The sequence below is a fragment of the Synechococcus sp. CS-603 genome, assembly GCF_977929215.1.
In genome coordinates this window covers 1,345,751-1,360,717 of record NZ_OZ376778.1, presented here as the reverse complement: position 1 = coordinate 1,360,717, position 14,967 = coordinate 1,345,751, and the positions used below count along the sequence as shown (strand labels likewise).

At 62.8% G+C, this 14,967-nt stretch carries 14 protein-coding genes; 8 read left to right on the top strand and 6 right to left on the bottom strand.

Features of this window, described 5'->3' with window-relative positions; genetic code table 11:
• Positions 1–15: 15 nt before the first annotated feature.
• Positions 16–771: a YebC/PmpR family DNA-binding transcriptional regulator gene (locus ACXMDM_RS07110; protein WP_259723328.1), complete on the bottom strand. Its 756-nt coding sequence runs from the start codon at positions 769–771 to the stop codon at positions 16–18.
• Positions 772–795: 24 nt separating this feature from the next.
• A complete protein-coding gene (gene truB / locus ACXMDM_RS07105) occupies positions 796–1,656 on the bottom strand; it encodes a tRNA pseudouridine(55) synthase TruB (RefSeq protein ID WP_311134221.1) in 861 nt (286 codons plus the stop codon).
• Positions 1,657–1,743: 87 nt separating this feature from the next.
• Between truB and ACXMDM_RS07100 the strand changes: the two genes are divergently transcribed.
• Both ACXMDM_RS07100 and ACXMDM_RS07095 read left to right on the top strand, forming a co-directional pair.
• Positions 1,744–2,517: a queuosine precursor transporter gene (locus ACXMDM_RS07100; RefSeq protein ID WP_259723329.1), complete on the top strand. Its 774-nt coding sequence runs from the start codon at positions 1,744–1,746 to the stop codon at positions 2,515–2,517.
• Positions 2,518–2,625: 108 nt separating this feature from the next.
• Entirely contained in the window at positions 2,626–3,417 is a 792-nt protein-coding gene (locus ACXMDM_RS07095) for a class I SAM-dependent methyltransferase (RefSeq protein ID WP_259723370.1), read from the top strand.
• Here the strand turns inward: ACXMDM_RS07095 and rpmA are convergent.
• Both rpmA and rplU read right to left on the bottom strand, forming a co-directional pair.
• Positions 3,407–3,679, bottom strand: coding sequence for a 50S ribosomal protein L27 (rpmA, locus tag ACXMDM_RS07090; protein WP_071801165.1), 273 nt, complete (start codon positions 3,677–3,679; stop codon positions 3,407–3,409). The genes ACXMDM_RS07095 and rpmA overlap by 11 nt on opposite strands.
• A gap of 73 nt (positions 3,680–3,752) precedes the next feature.
• Positions 3,753–4,145 carry a 50S ribosomal protein L21 gene (gene rplU / locus ACXMDM_RS07085; protein WP_259723330.1) on the bottom strand — a complete coding sequence of 131 codons (393 nt, stop codon included), beginning with the start codon at positions 4,143–4,145 and terminating at the stop codon, positions 3,753–3,755.
• Positions 4,146–4,322: 177 nt separating this feature from the next.
• Here rplU and ACXMDM_RS07080 point away from each other — a divergent pair, with 177 nt between their 5' ends.
• The 3 genes from ACXMDM_RS07080 (at position 4,323) to kaiC (ending at position 7,124) form a co-directional block, all read left to right on the top strand.
• On the top strand, positions 4,323–5,186 hold the full coding sequence (locus ACXMDM_RS07080) for a circadian clock protein KaiA (protein ID WP_259723331.1): 864 nt from the start codon (positions 4,323–4,325) through the stop codon (positions 5,184–5,186).
• Complete coding sequence (gene kaiB / locus ACXMDM_RS07075; protein WP_071801162.1) at positions 5,186–5,515, top strand: circadian clock protein KaiB; 330 nt, start codon at positions 5,186–5,188, stop codon at positions 5,513–5,515. The genes ACXMDM_RS07080 and kaiB overlap by 1 nt, the downstream gene beginning before the upstream one ends.
• Positions 5,516–5,591: 76 nt before the next feature.
• Positions 5,592–7,124 carry a circadian clock protein KaiC gene (kaiC, locus tag ACXMDM_RS07070; protein WP_259723332.1) on the top strand — a complete coding sequence of 511 codons (1,533 nt, stop codon included), beginning with the start codon at positions 5,592–5,594 and terminating at the stop codon, positions 7,122–7,124.
• A gap of 61 nt (positions 7,125–7,185) precedes the next feature.
• Here the strand turns inward: kaiC and ACXMDM_RS07065 are convergent, their stop codons facing one another.
• A complete protein-coding gene (locus tag ACXMDM_RS07065; protein WP_233831333.1) occupies positions 7,186–9,198 on the bottom strand; it encodes an ATP-binding protein in 2,013 nt (670 codons plus the stop codon).
• A gap of 97 nt (positions 9,199–9,295) precedes the next feature.
• Positions 9,296–10,600 carry a phosphoribosylamine--glycine ligase gene (gene purD / locus ACXMDM_RS07060; protein ID WP_259723333.1) on the bottom strand — a complete coding sequence of 435 codons (1,305 nt, stop codon included), beginning with the start codon at positions 10,598–10,600 and terminating at the stop codon, positions 9,296–9,298.
• Positions 10,601–10,712: 112 nt separating this feature from the next.
• On the opposite strand from purD, the gene ACXMDM_RS07055 reads away from it, so the two are divergent.
• From ACXMDM_RS07055 to ACXMDM_RS07045, 3 genes are read left to right on the top strand one after another with little or no spacing between them, the layout of a single operon-like run.
• Positions 10,713–11,750 carry a hypothetical protein gene (locus ACXMDM_RS07055; protein WP_499569284.1) on the top strand — a complete coding sequence of 346 codons (1,038 nt, stop codon included), beginning with the start codon at positions 10,713–10,715 and terminating at the stop codon, positions 11,748–11,750.
• Entirely contained in the window at positions 11,716–12,471 is a 756-nt protein-coding gene (purC, locus tag ACXMDM_RS07050; protein WP_259723335.1) for a phosphoribosylaminoimidazolesuccinocarboxamide synthase, read from the top strand. Before ACXMDM_RS07055 ends, purC begins: the two co-directional genes overlap by 35 nt.
• Before the next feature lie 43 nt (positions 12,472–12,514).
• Positions 12,515–14,965, top strand: coding sequence for a BamA/TamA family outer membrane protein (locus ACXMDM_RS07045; protein ID WP_259723336.1), 2,451 nt, complete (start codon positions 12,515–12,517; stop codon positions 14,963–14,965).
• Positions 14,966–14,967: the final 2 nt, after the last annotated feature.

Here is a 14,967-nt window from a genome sequence, read left to right as displayed (position 1 = left end):
GGCCCAGCAGAACGATCAGCCCATGACCTCCTCCAGCAGGACCGCATCGGCGTTCAGGTTGGAGGTGACGCTGCGGACGTCATCGAGATCCTCCAGGGCATCCAAGAGATCGAGGCAGGCCTTCAACGGAGTGGCGGCCTCCAGGTGGCAGGGACTGGCGGCGATCCAGCGGTGCTCCCAAAAGGCCACAGGCCAGCCCTGGCCCTTCAGGCCGCCCTGCAGCGCCTCCAGGGCCGTGGCATCAGCAAAGACAAGCGCCCCAGCGCTATCGAGCTCATAACCGAGCGCCTCGAGCTCCAGCAAGCTCTCCAGCAGCGCCTCTTCGGCCAGATCGTTCTGGTCGATGCGCACCACAGCCCGCTGCTCGAAGAGGTAGCCGACGCAGCCGGTTTCGCCGAGATTGCCGCCGTTCTTGCCGAAGGCCAGGCGCAGGTCAGCGGCGGTGCGGTTGCGGTTGTCGGTGAACGCCTCCACCAGGATCGCCACGCCCCCAGGGCCATAGCCCTCGTAGCGCACCGCCTCGAAGCGATCGGCCTCCCCCCCCGCCTGGCCAGAGCCCTTGGCGATCGCCCGATCGATGTTGGCGTTGGGTACCCCGGCAGCCTTGGCCTTCTCAATGGCGGTGCGCAGCTGGAAGTTTCCCGCCGGGTCGGCGCCGCTGCGGGCGGCCACCATGATTTCGCGGCCGAGCCGGGTGAACACGACGCCCCGTTTGGCATCAACGACCGCCTTCTGACGTTTGATCTGGGACCACTTGCTATGGCCTGCCATCGCGCTGCATTGCGGGGTGAGGGCTCAACCGGCCGGCTCCAGCACCAGGCGGGGCTGGAGCCGGCCTTCGGCGGCAAGCCGGGCCATCCCTGCCAGATTGCCATCCGGGCCGAGAACCACCACGGCCTGATCGAGGGCCAATTCCAGGCTGGTCTCCTGGCTGCGGCCGCAGCGCCAGCCAGCCCAGTCGTGGGCCAGAACGCTGTGCTGCGGCAGATGGGCCAACGCGGCCAGCGGCGGCTGCAGGGCAGGCAGTGGGTCTTCCTCCAGCCGTTCGAGACTGACGCTGCCGGCCAGGCCGAAGCCCAGGGCCTCGGTGCGCCGCAGGCAGGCCAGGGCACCGCCGCAGCCCAGAGCGGCTCCAAGATCGCGGGCCAACGAGCGGATGTAGGTGCCCGCTGAGCAGGACACGGCCAACTCCAGGCGCTGGTTGTCGCCATCCCAGCCCAGCAGCTCAAGCTGGTGGATCGTCACCGGCCGCGGTTCAAGCGCGGAGGTTTCGCCACGCCGGGCGCGGACATAGGCCCTCTCGCCATCGACGTGAACGGCCGACACCTGCGGAGGCCGCTGCAGGATGGGGCCGCGGAAGGCCTCCAGGCAGGCTTCAAGAAGCTGGGGGCTGAGGTCCGGCACGGCGACGCGCTCCAGCAGCTCACCAGTGAGGTCGTCGCTGCTGGTGCGCAGGCCGAGCTGGATGGTGCCGCGATAGGCCTTGCCACCCGGCAGGTAGGGCAGCAGCCGGGTGGCGGACCCCAGGGCGATCGGTAGCACCCCGGTGACGGCCGGATCCAGGGTGCCGCCGTGGCCTACCCGCTTGAGCCCATAGCGGCGCCTCACCCGGGCCACACAGGCGTGGGAGGTGAGACCGGCCGACTTGTCGAGCACCAGAAAACCGCAGGGTTGGGCCAGGGTGACGGGGCGAAAAGGTAGGAGAACTGTTGCATCCGGCGCCAGCCCCTGCAGGCTGGGGCCATGTTCAGCGCCCCTGGTCCCTTGAGCCTGCAGAACCGCCGCGACCTGGCCTACATGGTGCTGGCCGGGCTCTTCCTCGGCACGATGGGAATGCTGAACATCCTTGGCCTGACACGCTTTTTGAGCCTCGGCACGATCGCCGGCTTGCCGATCGTGGTGGCGGTGGGGGCCCTGCCCTATCCGGTCACCTTTCTGTGCACCGATCTGATCAGCGAGATCTGGGGGGAGCAGAAGGCCACGCAGTTAGTCTGGGTGGGGCTGGTGCTGAACGGCTGGATCGTGCTCATCCTCTGGTTGGGGGGCGTGCTGCCTGGCCTCGATGGCTACGGCGGTGGCCTGGGCGCACCGGTGGCCGACGCCGATGGGCGATTGCCGCTGTTCTTCGAGATGCGCCGCCTGGCCTTCGGAGCAGTGGGGGCCTCGATGGCGGCCTATCTCGCCGCCCAGTTCATCGACGTGCGGCTGTTCCATTTCTGGAAGCGCTTCAGCGGTGGCCGGGCCCTGTGGTTGCGCAACAACGGCTCCACCCTGGTGAGTCAGTTGGTGGACACCAGCGCGGTGGTGCTGATCAGCCACTACGCCGCCCATGTGCTGCCGCTGCGCCCGGGGGAAGCGGTGCTGCCCCAGCTGGGTGCCTTCATCGGCAGTGGCTACCTGTTCAAGCTGCTCGCCGCCCTGCTCGACACCCTGCCCTTCTACCTGCTGGTGGCCTGGCTGCGCCAGTGGCTGGAGGTGCCAGGGGCGGGGGTGGAACTGACTGAGCAGCCCAAATGAGCAGACAGATTGAGCAGACGGTGCTGGCTGGGGGGAGCGCCCCGCCCTAGCCTTTTGCCTGTTCCCGATTTTTGACCAGGTGTGCCTGAGCTGATCCACGCCGGTCCGATCCCGACCGCTCCGGGCCCAACCCTTGCAGGGGCCGCCTGGAGCCGGCCGGCGCTCGATCCCGAGCGCTTCCTTAGCGACGGCTTCGCGCTCAGGAACCAACTGGCCTCCTATCTCCAGATCACGCCGCAAACCCTGGAGCAGCGCCTCCCTGCCAGCTGCTCGGATCTGGCGGCCCTGCACCCCGGTGCCGTCGACTTCGATCCCGAGGGGGCGACAGCGTTCTACGAAGAAACAGTGGGCACGGCGCACCTACTGGAGCTGGCTGCCTGGCATCTGGGCAGTGCCGGCTACATCGCCGATACCCTGCGGCTCCAGGCCGGCCAGGCCAGCGGACAGGTGCTCGACTTCGGCGGCGGCATCGGTAGCCATGCTTTAGCGGCCGCCAGCCTCGCTGAGGTGGAGCAGGTCTGGTTCGTTGATCTCAACCCCCACAACAGAGCCTTCGTGGCCCAACGTGCCCAAGCCTTTGGGCTCAGCGAACGACTCAGGGTCTGCCGGGATCTGGGCGATCAAGCCCTGCCAGCGCGGTTCGACACAGTGATCTGCCTGGACGTGCTGGAGCACCTACCCGATCCAGCGGCCCAGCTCAACGAATTCGCCGCCCGGATGAATCCGCGCGCACTAGCCCTGATGAACTGGTATTTTTTCAAGGGCCACCAAGGAGAATATCCCTTCCACTTCGATGAACCGGCCCTGGTGGAGGCTTTTTTCGAGACGCTGCAGAGCCGGTTTCTAGAGGTGTTTCACCCCCTGCTGATCACAACCCGGGCCTACCGGCTCAGGCGGTGACAGCCGCAGCCACGTTGATGCGCTTGCGATTGCGCAGGCTGCGGGTGATGCTCTCGAAGTTGACCACTCCATCCACCAGGGAATAAAGGGTGTCATCGGAACCACGGCCCACGTTCAGGCCGGGGATCACCGAGGTGCCCCGCTGGCGAATCAGGATCGAGCCGGCCGTGACGGTTTCACCGCCATAACGCTTGACGCCCAAACGCTTGGAATTGGAATCGCGGCCGTTACGGGTGGAGCCTGTGCCTTTCTTGTGGGCCATGGAAGCAAATACGAGGGGGAAGTGAGAGGGAAAATTTAGGCCCGCATCCAAGCAGAGCAGCATCCAGAGGCGATCAGCTGATCGGTTGGCCGCCCACGGTGATCGACTCGACCATCACCCGGGTGAGTTCCTGGCGGTGGCCGTTCTTGCGACGGGTTTTCTTCTTGGGGCGCATTTTATAGACAATGATCTTGGGTCCGCGGCGATGCGACACCACCTTGAGGGTGACCGAGGCGCCCTCCACATGGGGAAGGCCGAGGCTGGTGCCGCTGGAGTCACGGATCAAGAGCACCTGCTCAAGGGTGACGGTCTCATCGACCTCGGCATGGAGGCGATCCAGGTCGTAGTAGCGGTTGGGCTGCAACCAAAACTGCTGGCCGGAAGCCTCGACGATGGCGTAAGGACCGGACGCCGCCTGGGCGATCCCCATCGGAGCGAGGTTATCGGTGGCTGGAGTGAGACTCATGAGAAACGGGAGGCGTGGGCAGGCAAACGCTTCATCTCGCAGGCAAGAAAACCGGCCGAGGGTTTGGCGTTATTCAGGCCTGCCGCACATCCAGGTTAATAGTGATCCCCCATTCTCTACTGCCGTTTGCCCTGGCGTCAAGATTTATTGTCTAGGCAATGAAGCCAGCATTGGTGGATGGCTCAGCCAGCCCTGACGATCGCCTCGCTGATCAAGGATCCTGCCTTGCGAACCAGCTGCGGCCAATGGCTTCGCGAGGCGCACCACGAGCTGTTTGATCTCGGTGAAATGGCTGATCCAGGGGCTGCTTTGGAGAGCCGCTGGGAGCAATTCGATGCGGTGCTGCTTGAGCAGGGTCTCCTGGATCGCGACGCTCTCCAGCGTCTCTGCAGCAAAGGATTGGTGCTGCCCACCGTGATCTTGGGTCCGATCACAGGGCAGCTTGATTTCCACGCTGCCGAAGTCCATCTGGCCCAGGATCAACTCGAACAGCTCAGTTACAGCGTTGATGCGGCGATCTCCCGCTTTCTACGACGCGATCAAAATAACGATCAGGCCGATCCAGATGCAGATCAATCCGCTGCGCCGTGGAACTTCTCCGACCGTCTCAAAAAACGACTGGGTTACACAGGTTTGCTTTACAAACGTGACCCAAGCCGTTTTTTACGTAACCTGCCCAAGCAAGAACGCGAAATCTTGCTCCAATCGCTTGAGCGCACCTACAGAGACCTGTTGATCAGCTATTTCCGTGATCCGGCTGCTGCCAACCAAGCCCTTGACAGCTTCGTAAACACCGTTTATTTCAGTGATCTTTCAGTGACCAAAACCGTAGAAATCCATATGAATCTGATCGATGAATTCTGGACTCTCTTGAAACTCAAAGGGCATAAAGATGATTTCCTTCGGGACTATCGACTGGCCTTGATGGACGTGCTGGCCAATCTCTGCGAGATGTATCGGCGTTCACTGCCATCAGAGTCTTTGCACACCAATAGTTTGCGGTCTGCGCGGAGAGCCAGCGTGGCTGGGGAGATCGGTTGATGTCACCACTGAAGGCCTACATCCTCAAGCTCTACGTTGCAGGCAACACTCCGAATTCCATGCGCGCTCTCAAGACACTCCGCGACATTCTCGAATCGGAGTTCAAGGGCGTCTATGCACTCAAGGTGATTGATGTGCTAAAAAATCCTCAATTAGCAGAAGAAGACAAAATTCTTGCTACTCCCACCCTGGCCAAGATCCTCCCTCCACCCGTTCGCCGGATCATCGGTGATCTTTCGGATCGAGAACGGGTACTGATTGGCCTTGATCTGCTTTTTGATGAGCTTTCCGAACAGGATCTGATCGACAACTCACTCAACGAACCCTAGATATTCAATTCTAGAAACGGCAAAAGGATTTCCAGGCTGATTTCACTTTTATCCACCACCGTCGATTCATCAGGCCATGTCTCCCACGTCTAGCTCATCCCAACTGGTGAAGAAGCTTCCCACGGGCGTTGAGGGGTTGGACGACATCCTTCAAGGCGGCCTGCCGATTGGCCGCTCCACGTTGATCAGCGGAACATCGGGAACAGGGAAAACCATCTATTCGCTTCATTTTTTGTACAATGGAATCTGCAAATATGGCGAACCTGGTATCTTTGTCACTTTCGAAGAGTCACCGATTGACGTGATTCGCAATGCTTCCAGTTTCGGCTGGGATCTACAGGAATTGATTGATCAAGGCAAGCTTTTCATTCTCGACGCTTCCCCCGATCCGAACGGGCAAGATGTGGTTGGCAACTTTGATCTCTCGGGCCTGATCGAAAGAATGAACTACGCGATCAGAAAGTACAAAGCCCGCCGTGTTGCCATCGATTCAATCACCGCCATATTTCAACAGTACGACGCCCTTGCCGTAGTACGACGAGAGATCTTCCGAGTGATTGCCAGGCTCAAGGAGATCGGTGTCACGACGGTGATGACATCAGAGCGGGTTGAGGAATATGGCCCGATCGCACGCTATGGAGTCGAAGAATTTGTTTCCGACAACGTCATTATTCTGCGTAATGTGCTCGATTTTGAACGCCGTAGGCGCACAGTTGAAATCCTCAAACTCCGGGGTACAACCCATATGAAAGGGGAGTTTCCATTCACGATCGGCACCCATGGCGTCAGCATCATCCCCTTGGGTGCGATGCGCCTGACCCAACGCTCTTCCAATATCCGCATCAGCTCTGGTGTTGCCAAGCTTGATGAGATGTGTGGTGGCGGCTTCTTCAAAGATTCAATCATTCTGGCAACTGGCGCAACCGGCACCGGCAAAACCTTACTGGTCAGCAAGTTTGTGGAGAATGCTCACCACAACAAGGAAAGGGTGATCGTTTTTGCCTTTGAGGAATCCCGCGCCCAACTCATGCGCAATGCCACGAGCTGGGGAATCAACTTTGAGCAGATGGAGAAGGATGGCCTGCTTCGGATCATCTGTGCCTACCCAGAATCCACCGGACTCGAAGACCATCTTCAGATCATCAAGACTGAAATCAGCGATTTCAAGCCATCAAGAATAGCTATTGATTCCCTCTCTGCACTCTCCAGGGGTGTGAGCCTTAATGCCTTCCGCCAGTTTGTGATCAGCCTTACGGGCTACGCGAAACAAGAGGAGATCGCAGGCTTTTTCACGAATACATCGGAAGAGTTCATTGGTAGTCACTCGATCACTGATTCCCATATCACAACCATCACCGACACGATCCTGCTGCTTCAGTATGTGGAAATCCGAGGGGAGATGGCCCGTGTCATTAATGTGTTCAAGATGCGTGGATCGGCCCATGACAAGGGAATCCGTGAATTTGTGATCACCGAGGATGGCCCGGAGATCCGCGATTCTTTCTCCAACTTCGAGCGGATCATCAGCGGCTCCCCCCATCGGGTCAGCATCGACGAGCGCAACGAACTCTCGCGCATTGTGCGGGGAGTCAGCAGCGACGAAGGCTGAACCTCAGCCACTCCAAACCAGCCGCTCCAGCGGGTTGGTCAATAACTGGTGGATTCAGCCTTTAGGCCTGAAGATCGGCCCGGGCAAGCTGATCGGTATTGGCATATTGGCGCCGCTCCCCTTCGAGGATCAGTTCGTCGCGATCGACATGTTCAAGGGCGAAATCAAACCAGAACGTGGTTCCCACCTCCGGCTCGCTGACCATGCGGATGGGACTGCCGTGCTTGTCGAGAATTCCGCGCACGATCGCCAGCCCCAGGCCCGTGCCCACCTCGGTATGGACCGCATTCTCCACCCGAAAGAAGCGATCGAAGATGCGCTGCTGATCTTCGCGGCAGATGCCGGCACCACTGTCGGCGATTTCCAGCCTCAGCCGCGGCAAGGGCGAGGACAATTCACAGGAGGGATGGTTCTCCAGCGGGGCCGGGACGGGATCGAACTGACAGGTGTCGGGCCAGGGGTAAGCGGTGAGCACGATCCGGCCACCGCTAGGGGTGAACTTGAGGGCATTGCCGACGAGATTGTCGAGCACCTGCAGGATCTGATCCCAGTCGCCCATCACCCGGGGAAGATCGCTGTCGACGTCCATGTCGAACTCCACGCCTTTCTCGATGGCGTTGAGCCGGTAATTGCGAACGGTCTGCTCAATGGCGGGGCGCAGCTCGATCGGCTCCAAACTCCAGACCCGATCTGATTCCAGCCGGGAGAGATCGAGCACATCGTTCACCAGCCTGGTGAGACGATCGGTTTCGGAGTTGGCAATGGCCAGAAACTCCTGGGTTTCTTCCTCGCTGAGCTGATCGCGCAGGTCGTGGAGCGTTTCCACGTAGCTCTTGATGTTGAACAGAGGTGTGCGCAGTTCGTGGGAGACATTACTGATGAAACGACTCTGGGCCGCATTGAGCTCCACCTCCCGGGTCAGATCCTGCACCGTCATGGCGATGCCCTTGAGACTTTCGCCGCTGAGGTCCTTCACCGTCTGTAGAACGATTCGCAAGGTGCGCGGCGGTTCACCGAAGCTGCAACGCACATCGGTGCTGTCCCGTTCGCCACTGAGAAGGGTCTGGAGGGGCTCCTGTAATTCCATCGCCAGAACCTCGGGAAGTTCTTCGCAGAGCTCATTGCCTTCGAGATTGCGGCCCTCCCAGCGGAACAGGCGGCGGGCGGTGGGGTTCACCAGCACGATGCGGCCCTCGCCATCCAGCAGAGCAGCCCCGTCGGCCATCGTGGCAATCAGGGTCTGCTGTTTCACCTGGGCGGCGGTGAGTTCTTCAATGTTGGCGGCGTCGTAGACCTCCAGGCGTGAGGCCATGTCGTTGAAGCCCTGGAGCAGTTCGCCCAGTTCACCGCCCACCGGCAAGGCGATACGGGCCTCAAAGTCGCCGAGGGCGATCGCCCGCACCCCTTGCAGAAGCTCCTTGATCGGTCGGGTGATCGTCAGCGCATTGAACACCGCTCCGAGGATCACCAGCACCCAGATCGAAATGAACACGGCCACCGTCACTTGGCGCGTGAGCGCCGCACTGGCCAGCACCGCCTCGTTGGGATTGATGCCAAGCGCCAGCACGCCCAGATACTTGCCATCACTCACCATCGGCACGAACACATCAGTCACCTGGCCATCGGGGCTGAGGTGCTGGCGAATCAGGGGGTTCTGGGGCCGGCGCTGCAGATCGGGCGGCAGCTCCAGGCGCCGACTCAACAGCAGCTCACTGCCACCACTGGTGCCGCTGATCGGGATGCCGAGATAGATCACGCCATCGGGATCGGCGAAAAAGATGTATCTGAGGCTGCGACTGGAGCGCCAGAAGCGTTCAGCCACCGCCGCCAGCTCCCGGTCCTTGGCCTCGGCCACCAGGGGCGTGACATTGGCGGAGAGCAGCAGACCAAGATCCCGGGCGAAGCGGGTGTCACTCATCCGGGCATCCCTCTGGATGCTGTTGAAGGCGAAGAACGTGATCCCCGTCATCATCAAGCTGACCACCAGGGTGGCCACCGCCAGCAGCTTGGTCTGCAAGCTGAACTCGGCCCACCAACTCAGGAATCGCCTCCACAGGGAAGGACGTGTGCTCACGTCAGCCTGGGGCGGGCGGGCCGCCAGGTTGGTGAGGATGGGGGCTGCCCCGGTGGAAATTTCGGCGGCCACAACCCAACCGTCGCTTTAGCCCACCCTAGGAGCGCCGCACCTGATGGCCAATATCGCGGCGATAAAGCATCCCGTCGAAGCGCACCTGCTCGAGCCCGGAGTAAGCCGCCGAGAAGGCGGCGTCGAAATCCTTCGCCTGGGCCACCACGGCCAACACACGCCCGCCCGCCGTAACGATCGCGCCACCAGGCTCCTGCCGGCTGCCGGCATGGAACAACTGACGATCGGCGCTGGCGGCCAGCTGATCCTCGATCACATCCCCGAGCCGAGGCTCATCGGGGTAGCCGGCAGCGGCGGCCACCACGCAGGCACTGCAAGCCTCCGCCACGCCCAGGCTTGGCGCCTCGGCAAGCTTGCCGCTGGCGCAGGCCAGCAACACCTCCGCCAGTTCGCCTCCCAGCAGGGGCATCAGGGTCTGACATTCGGGGTCGCCGAAACGGCAATTGAATTCGATCACCTTGAGGCCATCAGGGGTGAGCATCAGCCCGGCATAGATGACGCCGCGATAGTCGATGCCGCGCGCCCTTAACGCCCTCAAGGTGGGCTCGAGCACCAGCTGACGCACCCTCTCCAGGCCATCGGCATCGAGCAGGGGGGCAGGGGCATAGGCGCCCATGCCGCCGGTGTTCGGACCCGTATCTCCTTCACCGATTCTTTTGTGATCCTGGGCCGGCGGGAGCAGCACCATCGTGCGGCCGTCGGTGAGGGCAAACACCGAGACCTCCGGCCCGCTGAGCCGCTCTTCAAGCACCAGGGCCGGGCTGGTGAAGCGGCCATCAAAAATGTCCTCAATGGCCTGCCGGGTCGTCGCCAGGCTGTCGGCCACGGTGACCCCCTTGCCGGCTGCCAGCCCATCGGCCTTGACGACCAGCGGCAAGCCATGGCTCTCGACCACCTCCAGGGCCTGCTCACGGCTTGTGGGGGCCCAGTAGGCGGCCGTCGGAACGCCAGCCTCCTGCATCAGTGCCTTGGCCCACTGCTTGCTCGACTCGAGCTTGGCGCCATCGCTGCCGGGCCCGAACACCGCCAGCCCAGCTTCACGCAGGCGATCGGCCAATCCATCGGCCAGAGGGCCTTCCGGTCCAACCACCACAAGCTGCACCTGACGCTCCAGGCAGGCGGCGATCAGGCCGGCGTGATCATTCGCGGCCAACGGCAGGGGCTCGCAGCCCAGCTGGCTGGCCGTTCCACCGTTACCCGGCGCCACCCAGACCCGCTCGACCCCCGGGCAGCGACGCAGAGCCCAGGCGAGGGCATTTTCACGCCCCCCGGAGCCCACCACCAGGACCTGGGAGGGGGTGGCAGCGGTTGCAGGGGCCAGTGGTGTCATCGGATCAATCGGAACGGTGGGGGCGGTTCCCTAGGTTGTGGCCCTTGGATCGCCCGACGTGTCGTTCCTTCTTTACATCTGGGCGGCCGCGCCGGGGCGATGGCCATCCTGGATGGCTGGGCTGCTCCTGGTTCCGGCCTTGCTGCCTGGTGGCTCTGCGCTTGGCAGCGCCCAGCCGTTCCCCCTACCAGTGGAACCTCTGCCATTGGAACCCCTGCAAGCGGTTCCAATGGCCATGACGGACGAGGCGTTTGCGGCCGTCCTGGCTGGCGATGAACTACCAGCCTTTGAGCAGGCCTGTCAGGAGTCGGCCCGCTTCGATCTACCCGAGCGGCTGCGGCAACTGCGGGAGCGGCTACTGGAGCTGCGGCCGGCCCCCCAACCATTCGATGTGGTGATCACCAACGCCAATGCCCTGATCAGCTGCCGGGCGCCGGAGGCGGCCCTCACCGTGCTCGATCGCTATGGCCCGGCCGCAGGAACCGAGCGTCAGCAATGGTTGATTCAGCAATGGCGCGCGGCCAATGCGGGGCTGAACCATCGCCGCGCTGCCGAAGCCTTGCGGCGCCTGGCCGCCGGGGATCTGGCCAGCCTCGAGTTCACGCCCCTGCCGATGCGGCGCCAGGAGGACGGCAGCCTGGAAACCAGGCCTGCCCTTGACGTACTCGCCGATCATCTGGCCGTGCAGGGCCATCAGCAGGAGGCCGCCGCCCTGTTGCTGGCTGGCCGGCTGCCTGGGCGGGTGGCAGCCCAGCGACTGCAGCGGGCCGCCCTGGTGTTGGAGACCATGCCGATCGCCGAACGCAATCGCTTGCTGGACATGGCCCTGGACCAGGCCGCCGCGGCCGCCGCCTGGGGTTTGGCCGCCGAACTGCTCGATCTGCAGGCCAGCCTGCAACAGGCCGCTGGCACAGATTCCAGCGCCAGTGAGGCGCGGCGCCTTCGGCTCAGTCAGCGCATCGACGATGCCTATGCCGAATGGCTGCTGCGGCGTAACGACCCGGCCGAGAGGGTCCGGGCCGAGCAACTGGAGCGGGCCTTGCGCTCGCCCCGCTCGGGTGGCGGGCACACCCCCACCCCGTCCCCTGCCGTTCCCTTGCCGTCCCCCCTGCGCCATGACTGCTTACCAGCTCGGCCCCCTGCTCTATGAGGGCAAGGCCAAACGTGTTTTTCGCACCGATCAGAGCGACCTGCTGGCCGTCGAATTCAAGGATGACGCCACAGCCTTCAACGCCCTCAAGAAGGCCCAGTTGCAGGGGAAGGGGCCACTCAACTGCCGGATCTCCGCCCTCTTGCTCGAACATCTGGCGGCGGCTGGGGTACCCACCCATTACCGGGGGATCGATGGCGACCGCTGGATGCTGGTGCAACCGGTGCGGGTGATCCCCCTGGAGGTGGTGATCCGCAATCTGGCGGCAGGCTCACTCTGCCGCCAGCTACCGATCGCGGCTGGCACCCCGCTGAAGCCGCCGCTGCTCGATCTGTACTACAAGGACGACGCGTTCGAGGATCCGCTGCTCACCGAGGCCAGGCTGGAATGGCTGGCTCTGGTGACGGGCGAGCAACGCCTTGAACTGGAGCGGCTGGCCCGCTGGATCAACGCCCTGTTGCGAGATCTGTTCAGCGGTGTGCAGCTTGAATTAGTGGATTTCAAGCTTGAGTTCGGCTTCACCACAGGCGGTGAACTGGTGCTTGCCGATGAGATCAGCCCGGACACCTGTCGGCTCTGGGACTGCCAAGTGGAGGATCCCAGCGATCGAATTTTGGACAAGGATCGCTTCCGGCAGGACCTCGGTGGCGTGACCGAAGCCTATGGGGAGGTCCTGAAACGGGTCCAAGGGGTTTGCCCTCAACCCCGCGTCTACCGGTAAGGTCACGGCAATTTGCGGCGTAGCCGTATTGCCTCGGAGAATCATGGGTGGCACCCGCAACGCCCCGAGCACCGATTCCCTCTCTGGGTGGATCCGTCGGCACGGCACTCTCGGCCTGATGGCGGCCCTGCCACTGCTGGCTTTCTGTTCGCTGCTGGCACCGGCGCGGGTTCAGGCCCAGGGCGATCCGGCCCAGAGCCAAGCCGAACTCGCCCAGGCCCAACCCGAGGAGCCTGAAGCCTTAACGCCTGAAGCCCTGGCGCCTGAGGCCGAAGCAAGCGAACCCGAATCCACTGAGCCCCAATCGAGCCAGCCTGACCCGCTCGATGCGGACCGGGCCCCTGAGCCAACCCCTGAGCCAGCAGAGCTGCTTGAAGGCCAGCCAGAGGCCCCAGCTGGAGTGGACACCACCATTCCGGTCTCTCCGCCCCAAACAGCCCCGCTCACGCCAGGCCCGGGCAGCCTGGCGCCCGAGAGCCCAACTGAGCCGAAGGTGCTGATCAGTGAGGTCGTGGTCGAGGGTCTTGATGGCCACCCCGAGGCGGAACGGCTGGAGCTGGCCGTCTACGACGCCATGGTGGTCCGACCCGGCAGCCGCGTCTCCCGTTCTGAGCTTCAGACCGATCTCGCCGCCATCTATGCCAGCGGCTGGTTTTCGGATGTGCGCATCCAACCGGTGGACGGCCCGCTCGGCGTGCAACTGGTGGTGATCGCCACGGCCAACCCCGTGCTCCAGAAGGTGGAGTTCAGCACGGCTGACATCAAGCTTCCCCCGGAGGTTCTCGAAGACACCTTCGCCGCCGACTTCGACAGGACCCTCAACCTCAACACCCTGCAGGCCCGCGTGCAGGAGTTGCAGACCTGGTACTCGGACCAGGGCTATTCGCTCGCCAGGATCACTGGACCGAGTCGGGTCAGCCCGGAGGGGGTGGTGGAACTGACCGTTCGCGAAGGCACCGTCCAGGCGGTGGAGGTGCAATTTCTCAACAGGGAGGGTTCGGCCACCAACGACGAGGGCGAACCGATCCGTGGCAAAACCAAGCCCTGGGTGGTCACCAGGGAGATCTCGACGAAGCCGGGGGAGATCTTCAACCGCCGCAACCTCGAGGAAGACATCAAGCGCCTTTACGGCACCGGCCTGTTCGGCGATGTCAAGGTGACCCTGCGGCCGGTTCCTGCCACGCCAGGCGAGGTGGTGATCGTGCTGGGGATGGTCGAGCAGTCCACTGGCTCTCTCTCAGGGGGTCTCGGCTACAGCCAGAGCCAGGGGGTTTTCGGCCAAATTCAGCTCCAGGACACCAATCTGATCGGCCGCGCCTGGGATATGTCGGTCAACTTCACCTACGGGCAGTTCGGCGGCCTGGCCGATATCTCGTTCACGGATCCCTGGATCAAAGGCGACAAGTACCGCACAGCCTTCCGGGCCCGGTTGTTCATCAGTCGGGACGTTCCCCAGATCTATCAAAGCCAGGACAACGGCAACATCAACACGGCCTCGGACTTCTACGAAGCTCCGAGCACGAGCGTTGCTTACAACATCAACTCCAGGAGCAACCCGGAAGGCCGTCGCTTCGATTCCGTCAATGAGGCCGAAGACGAATCCCCAGGGAACAGCTGGTTTGACTACGACGGCAATTCGATCGCGATCCAGCGGGTGGGTGGCAACATCCAGTTCGTGCGGCCTCTCAATGGCGGCGACCCGTTCAAGCGGGCGATGTGGAACATCGTGCTGGGGGCGAGTGCCCAGGAAGTGAGGCCGATCAACTTCGCCGGTGAATCCATGCCATTCGGCGTGAGCACCAACAATTTCGACGGTGACGAGGCGCCGATCGAGAATGTGGTCTGTGTCGCCTTCAATTGCGCCAGCAGCAACCAGTTGGTGGCTCTGCGTGTAGCCGCCACCCGCAACACCCTCAACGACCCGCGCAACCCCACCTCAGGCAGCTTTCTGAGCGTCAGCACCGAGCAGTTCGTCTCGGTGGGCCCGGATTCCCCTACCTTCAATCGCCTGCGCGGCAGCTACTCCTTCTTCATCCCGGTGAACTGGTTGAAGTTCTACAGAGGCTGCCGGCCGGAGCCTGGCGAACCAACCGATTGCAAACAGGCCCTGGCCTTTCAGGTCACGGCGGGCACCAACATCGGCGACCTGCCTCCCTACGAAGCCTTCTGCCTGGGCGGATCGAACTCCGTGCGCGGCTTCTCCGACTGTGACCTCGGTGTGGGCAGCAGCTTCGGGGAGGCCACCATCGAATACCGCTTCCCCCTGTTCAGCATCATCAGCGGGCAAGTGTTCATCGATGGCGGCACCACCTTCGGCACCCAGTCGAATGTGCAGGGCAATCCCGGCGGCCTGCTGAACAAGCCAGGCAGTGGCTTCTCGGTGGGCACCGGCCTGATCGTGACAACGCCGGTCGGGCCGTTGCGCCTGGAGGTGGCCAGCCGTGACTTCAGCGGTGACTGGCGCTTCAACCTCGGGGTTGGCTGGAAATTCTGAGC

Coding starts and splice junctions, on each gene's coding strand:
- ACXMDM_RS07110 (WP_259723328.1), bottom strand. CDS start 771: ATGGCAGGCCATAGCAAGTGGTCCCAGATCAAACGTCAGAAGGCGGTC.
- ACXMDM_RS07100 (WP_259723329.1), top strand. CDS start 1,744: ATGTTCAGCGCCCCTGGTCCCTTGAGCCTGCAGAACCGCCGCGACCTG.
- rpmA (WP_071801165.1), bottom strand. CDS start 3,679: ATGGCCCACAAGAAAGGCACAGGCTCCACCCGTAACGGCCGCGATTCC.
- rplU (WP_259723330.1), bottom strand. CDS start 4,145: ATGAGTCTCACTCCAGCCACCGATAACCTCGCTCCGATGGGGATCGCC.
- ACXMDM_RS07080 (WP_259723331.1), top strand. CDS start 4,323: ATGGCTCAGCCAGCCCTGACGATCGCCTCGCTGATCAAGGATCCTGCC.
- kaiB (WP_071801162.1), top strand. CDS start 5,186: ATGTCACCACTGAAGGCCTACATCCTCAAGCTCTACGTTGCAGGCAAC.
- kaiC (WP_259723332.1), top strand. CDS start 5,592: ATGTCTCCCACGTCTAGCTCATCCCAACTGGTGAAGAAGCTTCCCACG.
- purD (WP_259723333.1), bottom strand. CDS start 10,600: ATGACACCACTGGCCCCTGCAACCGCTGCCACCCCCTCCCAGGTCCTG.
- ACXMDM_RS07055 (WP_499569284.1), top strand. CDS start 10,713: ATGGCTGGGCTGCTCCTGGTTCCGGCCTTGCTGCCTGGTGGCTCTGCG.
- purC (WP_259723335.1), top strand. CDS start 11,716: ATGACTGCTTACCAGCTCGGCCCCCTGCTCTATGAGGGCAAGGCCAAA.
- ACXMDM_RS07045 (WP_259723336.1), top strand. CDS start 12,515: ATGGGTGGCACCCGCAACGCCCCGAGCACCGATTCCCTCTCTGGGTGG.